This is a genomic window from Micromonospora sp. B11E3 (genome assembly GCF_039871625.1).
Lineage (GTDB): Bacteria > Actinomycetota > Actinomycetes > Mycobacteriales > Micromonosporaceae > Micromonospora.
The window spans coordinates 1-684 of sequence record NZ_JBDPMC010000246.1 but is presented as its reverse complement, the minus strand read 5'-3'; the positions used below and the strand labels follow the sequence as shown (position 1 = coordinate 684).

Here is a 684-nt window from a genome sequence, read left to right as displayed (position 1 = left end):
AGGCAGGCACGGGACTCCCGTCGATCACTGAGCGTAGAGAACTCCGATGATCGATGTCCCGTGCCTGTTTGCTACTCCGGGTACCTACCTGTCCGGATCCTGGGTGCCTATTGCCGGTCGCTCTAAGTGGTTCAGGGCGTAAGTCCTTCGGGGGTTATGCGGCCAGGGCGTGTGCGGCAGGCTGGTGATCGCAGCCGGTGGGCTGTTGGAGGTTCTGCTCTTTCTGTTCGTGTCGCTCGATCCGGGCCATGAGGTCCTCGAGGTCGGCCGGGGTGAATCTCCATCTGAAGGGCCGGGCGGTCGCGTTGTAGCGCTGCTCGAAGGCGGTGAGCCGGTCTTCGACCTGGTCAAGGCTGGTGAAGTCGTTGGGTGTGAGGACCTTGCGCTGGATGATCGAGAAGTAGATCTCCACCTGGTTGACCCAGGAGGCGTGGATCGGGGTGTGGACCATGACCGCGTTCGGGAACCGCCGGCTGAGCCGGTCGGCGGCGGCCTGGCCACGGTGTGAGGAGCCGTTGTCGACCACCCAGAACACCCGTTTCGCCGAGGCGTAGGGCTGTTCCGCACCGGGTTTGATGGAGACATCGAAACCTGGGAGGAACACCAGCGATGCCCGCACCGAAGAAGTACAACGATGAGCTGCGTGAGCGTGCGACCCGGTTGGCCGTGGAGGCCCGCCGGGAT

General features: G+C 63.9%; 1 protein-coding gene. It reads right to left on the bottom strand.

Annotation, left to right across the window (positions count from 1 at the left end; translation table 11 throughout):
- Positions 1–154 precede the first annotated feature (154 nt).
- Positions 155–684 (bottom strand): transposase (locus ABGB16_RS33905; RefSeq protein WP_347672125.1); only part of this gene is annotated, 530 nt, incomplete at its 5' end.